The following is a 7,763-nucleotide window of genomic DNA, read 5'->3' as shown; positions in this document are numbered from 1 at the left end:
AATTCTACATCGTTGCTAAATTTCTGCCCGTTTGCGTCAAGATCAAATTTAATGTTCGCATCCGCAATATCAAGCGCGCTCGCGGTGAAGTTTGTATGCTTGACCTCAAGCGGTTTGAGCGTGAAATTTGCCTCACCGCCGCTTATAGCAACCGAAGGAGATGAGCTGATCTTCAAGACCGCCTTTTGCTCCTTATCAGTGGTGTTGATGAGCGTTAGCGGCACGGAAATTTCATCGCCGCGCACCATATAGGTTAGATCGGCGGGCTTTATGATCACGTCGTCTCGGACCTTGGCTTCGACGTTTGCCGAGCCGATCGTAGCCGCCTCTCCGATAGCCATGGCGCTTAGTCGGATCGTGGAGTTAAAATTTTTCGGCATCGCAAGCTCAAATTTCGCCTCGCCGTTTGCATCCGCTTTTGCTATCAGCATTTTGATAAATTTTTTCTGCTTTTTGTTTTCGACCGGGCTTAAATTCCGTTTAGCTTTCGCCATCACGCCGTCGCCGCCGAAGCTTAGCTCTTTAGCAGTAGTTTGATACACGCTAAGATCATCGTAAATGTCAAAGTACCGCAGCGCAAAATACGCGCTAACGTCAAACGCCTTAAATGCATCGAGCTCCTCTTGTGAGACGATATCTAAAATTCCAAGATCGACCGCGTATAGTATGACTTTGGAATTCGGCTCGCTTTTTACGCTGATCTGCGCATTTTGCCCGTTTTTGTAGCTTTTCTCGGCTAAAATTTGCACGCCAGCCTTGTGCGAGCTCGCATCTAGCGCCACCGGCACGTTTGCATAGGCTCTAAGCGGCATCGCAGCGGGTGTCGCGGCGCGCGCGATTACAGCGTTGATGTGTCCTCCGACGAAATTATCCGGCACGCTAAGCTCAAATTCCGCGCTGCCGCCTTTGACGGATAGAATTTTATAGTCGTAAACCTGCTCGCCTACGAGCGAGATATTTAGCACGCCGCTTTCTACCGGCGAATTGATGACGCCTTTAATTTTATCTCCGGCTTTAACCTTGTCGCTTGCGAGTTTGATTTTAGCGCTTTGAACGTCTTTAGCGTTTACCCGTCCATAATATCCCCAGCCGCTTACATCCACACGCACGCCAGCACTTGCGCCGCTTGAGTAATCGTTTGCGACGATTAGATAATTGCCGCCGTTTTGGAATTTATACTCAAACTCGCGCGCATCGGTACTAACGGCGCTTACGAGATTAAAGCTTTCTTGCTCGACGTATCTATTGCCGTCATAAACGTAAGTAAAATCGTCGCGGTAAATTTCAACGTCGATCTTGCCTTTGACGTCGGTTTTGGTTTTGGAATCTAGCAGCGCAAAGCCGAATTTTACGCTATCTCCACTTGAGATAAAGTCCTTGCTAGCGCGAATTCCTACGATACGATCATAAGGCAGATAGCTCAGGCTGCGATATGCGTTTACGTTTTTGCCCTCCTCGGTTACGCTGAAATTTAGTAAAATATTTATGGCGTTAGAGACATTAAGATCAGCTGCTGCCGGCGAGAGTGCAAGCTCTTTTTTGCCGGCGGAGCTTAGCGTAAATTCTGCCCTGCGAAGCTGCGTAGCGCCCTTTTTCTTTAAGCGATCGTTTAGAAACGAAAAGCCCTCGTAGCCTTTAATTTTCAGCTCTTTTTCATAGGCGTTTGCTTCCAGCGAGCCTTTCAAATCTCCAGCCGGCGCGCCTGCAAGATAGTTTGAGCTTAGCTTTAGTGTGATGATCTCATCCGCGCCGTATTCGTCTTTAGCAGTTAAAATTTCATTTTTAATGCGGTTTGGGACGAAATTTTCTACGCTGAAGCTTTTAGAAGCGATGATTTTGTCCTCATAGATGAGATCTAGGCGGTAAGTGCCGCTTTTCTCGCCCATCAGCTCATCGATTTTAACGCTACCGAACTCATCGGTGTTTTGCGCGCGCGTGATGACCACAGTGCCGCTAGGATCGTAAATTTTAAATTTAATCGGCGTATTTTTTAAAGAGCTAAAATCGCGATTTTTCATCACGATCGTGCCTAAAAGCCGCTCATTCGGGCTTATCAGCTCGCTTGCAAGATAAACAAACGGACGCTTTGCAGTAATCGTTTTCTCTACGCTTGCTACGGCGTTATTAAACAGCACGAACGCATGCTCATCGCCTTTACTAATCTCGATAGAGCGCGGGTTTTTAGCTAAAATTTCCATATTTTCTAATCTTAAAATTCCATCTCCGTCCGTTTTATCCTCTGCAATTAGCTCATTTTTATCGCTGTAAATTTTAACCTTCGCTCTGCTTAGCTCCTCGCCATTACTAAGCCTAGAAGTATAAACGAGCGCACCGCGCTCAAGCAGCACCACTTGAGCCGTAATGTCGCTAAGATAGGCTACGCGCGAAACCTCTTGCATCTTTTCGCCCACTTTGTAAAACGCCGTGATTTTATAAATTCCATCCTCGTAGCCTTTAAAATCCATCGCGATTTTATGCTCCGCGACGGCGTTTTTAGCGCCTCCTATATCAAAGCTCTTAACCGCGATCTCGCTAGCTAGCCCACCTACACTATCTTCGTTGCTTTCAAAGTTTAAAAAATACCTAAAATTTTGCTCAGGGACTTTGGCAATCGAAATTTTAACCTCATTTACGTTTGAGCTTTTAAAAGCTAACGAAGCGGATTTTGGGATAAAATTTTTCTCGTCGCTAAAGGCTACGAAAGGCAGCCTGTCGCCCATTTTTACGCTTTGCTTGATCTCGTCACGCAAGATATATGAGCTATCTCCGAAGCCCTTTAGCAGCCTGATCTCGTAGCTTTTATTCGGCATAAACTCGTCGCTTACTATATCTGCATAGTAGTAGCATGAAGGATCGTCGCTTTCGCCGCCCTCTTCATCTTCGTCATAATAATAATATCGCGGCTGAGTGAGGCTAAATTTACTCACGCCTGCGATTCTTACGTATTTGGCGGACAGCTCGTCCATATAGTTAGGAAAACACACTCTAGCCGCGAGTGAGCCGTCTTTTAGAGCCGCAGGGCGGATCTGCACGCCGCTTAAATTTGAAGCGTTAATGCTATCATTAAAAGGCTCCTCGTCCGTGCGCAGCTCCACCGGATTTTGCAGCTTTGCGCCCACTTTTGAGGTGAGGGATTCTATTTGCAATACGACGTTTTGCGCCTTAGGATCGAAGCTGAATAAAAAATTCCGATCATCGTGCGAGCTAAGCTCGTAGGATATATCGTTTTGGGCTAAATTCTGCGCGCGGTAAATTCTAGTCGCTTGCTGTAGCGCGTCCTTGCTAACCGCATCGTTAAATTTAATTGCCACTAACCCCGGACGCAGAAGCGCGATATGCTCGGTGCTAAAAGGCTCTGTCTCAAACTCAAAGCGCACCCCGCGCGCCTCGCACGAATAATTAACCCCGGCGCTAAGCATCGGCTTAGGATAGAGCCTGATTGAGCTCTCGCTCACGCTTTCGTAGGTGCCCGTGATTTTGGGAGTGCATTTTAAGATCTGCTTTTGCGTGACGCTAAATCCACTGCCGTCCACCCCGCTAATCTCGTAAGCCCCGCTAGCGTATTTGATCTCTACGCCCGCGGCAAAGCTAGCCAAAGCGCAAAATAGCGCTGCGCTTAGTAGTTTTGTCTTCATAAAATTCCTTTGCAAAAATTTTACGAAATTATATACAAATTAACCTTTTATTTTCTTTCATTTACTCTAAAATTTGCTTTAGCGAAATTTGCATTTTCGTCCAAGCAGCCAAGCTCAAAATCCCCTGCTCCAAGACTTAGCGTAAAAGCCTCGCCGTTAGTGCGCGCAAAATATTCTCCCGTTTTAACTTTAGAATTTGCAGGCGCTAGGCTTTGCGTGGTGAAATCTAGTGCCGTGAAATTTTGCTGCGAGGAATTTTGATCTGTGAAATTTTTCGCTGTGAAATCTTGAGCCTCCGAATTCTGCTCTGTAGAATTTTGCAAGATAGAATTTTGCGACGCCAAATTCCGTGTGACTGGATTTTTAGTTATAAAATTCCATTCTACAGAATTTTGCTTCGTAAGATTTTGTGATTTTAAATTCTGTAACGCTAAATTTTGTCGCATAGAATTTTGTGCTGTAGAATTCTGTTCTGTAAAATTTTGCTTTAAATTATCTTGCTGCGCCGCGCTAGAATGCTTGGAATCCAAATCCGTGGAATTCTCCCTCGTAAACGCGGTGGAATTTAGCGCTATAAACTCCCGCGAACCGCCGCTTAGCCTGATATATACCCGCTCGCCAAAAACCGCTGTGCACTGTATCTTTAACCGCAGCGTGCCGTCCGCGCCGGTCTCGTAGGTTTTGGCGTTGATATCGTTTAGCACGGGCTTTACGGCGGCAAATTTAGCCGCGCACCTTCCTGCGCGTACCTTTTGCGGATCGACCAGCCCGTGTTTTAGCAGATAAAAAAGCTCGCTCGTGCCGTAAATTTCGCACTCCTCGTTGGGCTCAACTCCATCGATCGTAAGATCCTCGGCGCTTTGAGCGCACTCCTTTTCGCGGTACGCGTCGGTGCATACTCGCCGAAAGCTCACGCCCGCGGGACGCGCAAACTCCGCCTCGCCCAGCATGCCCGATTTATCGAGGAAGGCAAACATATTAAACGCCACCTTCGCCGCACTCACGCCGCCGCTAAGATCCCTAGTCTTGGAGCCGTCGAAATTTCCCAGCCAGACGCCGAGTGTAAATTTAGGCGTAAGCGCGACGGTGTAGAGATCGCGCGCATCGGCGCTCGTGCCCGTTTTAAACATCAGAGGCGGCGCGTTTAGGGTGTTTTGCCACACCGAGCCAAGGTAGGAGCGCGGCGCGTTTCTTAGCATCTGCGTTACGATGTAGGCGCTCTGCGGGGTTAAAATTTTAGCATCATCGCCGATCTTTGCACCCGCTATTTCGAGCTTCCGTAGCTTGCCGCCGTTTGCAAACGCGCTGTAAAGGCGAGCAAGATCCATTAGGCTCATCGAAATACTGCCCAGCGCGATACCTGCGCCGTAATAATCCTTGCTAAACTCCGCCAGATGTACGTTTGATAGCATCTCATACAACCCGTCATCACCAAGCATTAAATTTAGCTTTACCGCGGGGATATTTAGGCTAAGACTTAGCGCGTCCGTAGCACTAACCGCGCCCAAAAACCCCTGATTGTAGTTGCGCGGCACGTAGCCCGCGAAGATTATCGGCGCGTCGATCAGCTTCTTTGAAGGGGTGATGAGCCCGTGCTCAAGGGCTTTAGCGTAGATGAAGGGCTTGAGCGTCGAGCCTACGTTTTTTTGCGAGCGCACGCCGTCGTTTTGCCCCTCATTAGCGCTAAAATCGTGGCTGCCGACGTAGGCGATCACACTCATACTTTCGTTGTCGACCAGCACCGCAGCGCCGTTTCTAACGCCCTTATCGCGTAGAGAGAGGATCTCGCTTTTCAAAAAGCCCTCAAGCGCGATCTGGGTTTTTAGATCCAAGCTCGAATAAATTTTACCCTCGCTAAGGCGCGCAAACTCCTGCGCTCGCACGGTTTGCTCCTTGGGCTGCACGCCCCCTTTAGAGTTTGCGGAATTTCCCTGCGTCTTGGCGTTGGGATCGGAATTTATCTGCGCCTGGGCGGCTAAAGCTAAATTTTGCGGCACCTTGACATTGGGAGCGGGATTTGCCCGCGATTCGGCGCTTGCAGCAGAAGCTGTTTGCATTTTAGCGTCCAAAGCAGAATCCGTCTGCGTCCTAGCGCCTGAAGCGGAATTTGTCTGCGCAATAAAATTTACACGCGACCGCTCGCCAGAGTTTGCATCTGCGCTAAAATTTTGCGGCGGATGCGCGGTATCTTGCCGATCGTTTAAATTTAGATTTTGCGAATTTTGCGGCTCTTGGTACGGATGTGCAGCACCAGAAGCATTCTGCCGCTTGTTTAAATTCATATCCGCATTCGGATTTTGCGGCGAATACTCTGTTTGCGATTTATTTGAATTTGTATCTGCGCTAAAATTCTGCGGCGAACGCGCAGCATCTTGCCGCTCGTTTAAATTTAGACTTTGCGAGTTTTGCGACGGATGGGCGACATCAATAAAATCTCGCCGTTCATCTAAATTTGCGCTCTTTCGTTCATTTGGTTTTACTACGCTTTCCGGCTCATTCGGTTTTACGCCCGCCTGCGATTCTACGCCTTCGCGCTCGTTTAAATTTAAGCTCGTTCCGCCTAAATTTAAACTCTTCGGAGCATCCGTTTTAAAATCCGCCTCTTTGGGATTCATTTCTTTCAAATCCACTCCCGCCTGCGTGTTTGCGACGCTTGATAAATTCGTCCCAACCTTCGCCGCAGTCGTAAAATTTGTTTCGGCACTAGCCGCGTCCGAAAAATTTGACTCTGCTACCGCCGCGGCTCGGTACGCAGATGGGCTTACTTGCCCCGCCGTCGCGCCGGACGCTCCGCCCAAATCTAAATTTTGAGTAAAATTTACGTCATCTTTGGCGGTAAAATTCTGCATTTTATAATTGTTAAACGCTAGCAGTGCATAATGCGGCGCGTAATTGGGCGCTGCGTAGCGTCTGGGCGAAAACGGCTCCGCGAGGGCGCGCTCATACTCGCTTTGCGAGATCACGCCGCCCTCTCGCAGCTGCGAAATTAGGCGGTTTTTAAGCGCGTTGATGTTTGATCTGCGGTCTAGGCGGTTTTTATTCGGGTTTTTTGGGATCACACTAAGAAGCGCGATTTGAGCGTTGCTAAGCTCGCGCAGATCCTTTTTGAAATAAAAATACGCCGCGGTTTTGACCCCCTCGATGTTGCCGCCGTATGGGGCGAGGTTAAAATACATTCCTAAAATTTCATCCTTGCTGAAGTGCCACTCCAGCTGAAAGGCGTTGAAAATTTCGATGATTTTGTTTTTGTAACTGCGCTGTTTGGGGCGCATCATACGCGCAACCTGCATCGTGATCGTCGAGGCTCCGACGCGCTCGACGTTGCTCTCGCTTTTTTTAGTAAAATTTTGCGTAAAATTATACGTAGCTGCGCGCAGGATCGAGGCTGGATTGACGCCGAAATGGTAGTAAAAATAGCGATCCTCGAAGTAGATCGCACTTTGTTTCAGCCGCGGCGGTATCTCGTCCGCGCTCGCGTAAAAGCGCCAAATTTGATCGTCGCTGATCTGCATATTTAAAATTTCGCCGTTTCGGTCGTATAAAATTTTGCTTTTTTGCTTGTTTAGCATATCCAAATTTAGCGGATAAAGCGCGTCTAGGATCAAAAATAGAGCGAATGCAAACGCGCAAAATAGCGCGATTTTTAACGTAAATTTTAGAAATTTCATCGCGCAATTATATCAAAGAATTTTAATGATTTTAGGCTATAATGGCGCCTTTTTGCAAAGGAATAATCTTGGACGCTCTAGCTAAGCTAAACACCGAACAATACGCCGCAGCAACCGCTCCTGCTGGGCACAATCTAATAATCGCAAGCGCAGGCACGGGCAAAACCAGCACCATCGTCGCGCGCATCGCTCATCTGCTAAATCTCGGCACGAGCCCTAGAAAAATTTTACTTCTTACTTTTACGAATAAGGCCGCGAGCGAGATGATAGCGAGGCTGCAGCGGCATTTTGATAAAAAAATCACCTCCGCAATCGTTGCGGGCACCTTCCACGCCGTATCCTACGCTCTACTTCGCGAGCTGGGCAAAGGCGTGATCCTAAAGCAACCCGCCGAGCTAAAAACCCTGCTAAAAAGTCTCGTAGAAAGGCGAAAATTTTATCATGTAAGCGACGCGCGCCC

The 7,763-nt window shown here is 48.1% G+C and carries 3 protein-coding genes; 1 reads left to right on the top strand and 2 read right to left on the bottom strand.

The window, feature by feature from the left end:
- Both Q0256_RS01320 and Q0256_RS01315 read right to left on the bottom strand, forming a co-directional pair.
- A partial coding sequence (locus Q0256_RS01320) for an alpha-2-macroglobulin family protein (protein ID WP_297959314.1) occupies nucleotides 1–3,635 on the bottom strand: 3,635 nt, incomplete at its 3' end.
- Between the two features lie 47 nt (nucleotides 3,636–3,682).
- Nucleotides 3,683–7,303, bottom strand: coding sequence for a transglycosylase domain-containing protein (locus tag Q0256_RS01315; protein WP_297959311.1), 3,621 nt, complete (start codon nucleotides 7,301–7,303; stop codon nucleotides 3,683–3,685).
- A gap of 41 nt (nucleotides 7,304–7,344) precedes the next feature.
- Here Q0256_RS01315 and Q0256_RS01310 point away from each other — a divergent pair.
- The coding region (locus Q0256_RS01310) for a UvrD-helicase domain-containing protein (protein ID WP_297959309.1) at nucleotides 7,345–7,763 on the top strand (419 nt) is incomplete at its 3' end.

It is taken from the genome of uncultured Campylobacter sp., assembly GCF_937949835.1.
Taxonomy (GTDB): domain Bacteria; phylum Campylobacterota; class Campylobacteria; order Campylobacterales; family Campylobacteraceae; genus Campylobacter_B.
Note: the sequence above shows the minus strand (reverse complement) of the source record. Positions and strands in the feature narration are given on the sequence as shown.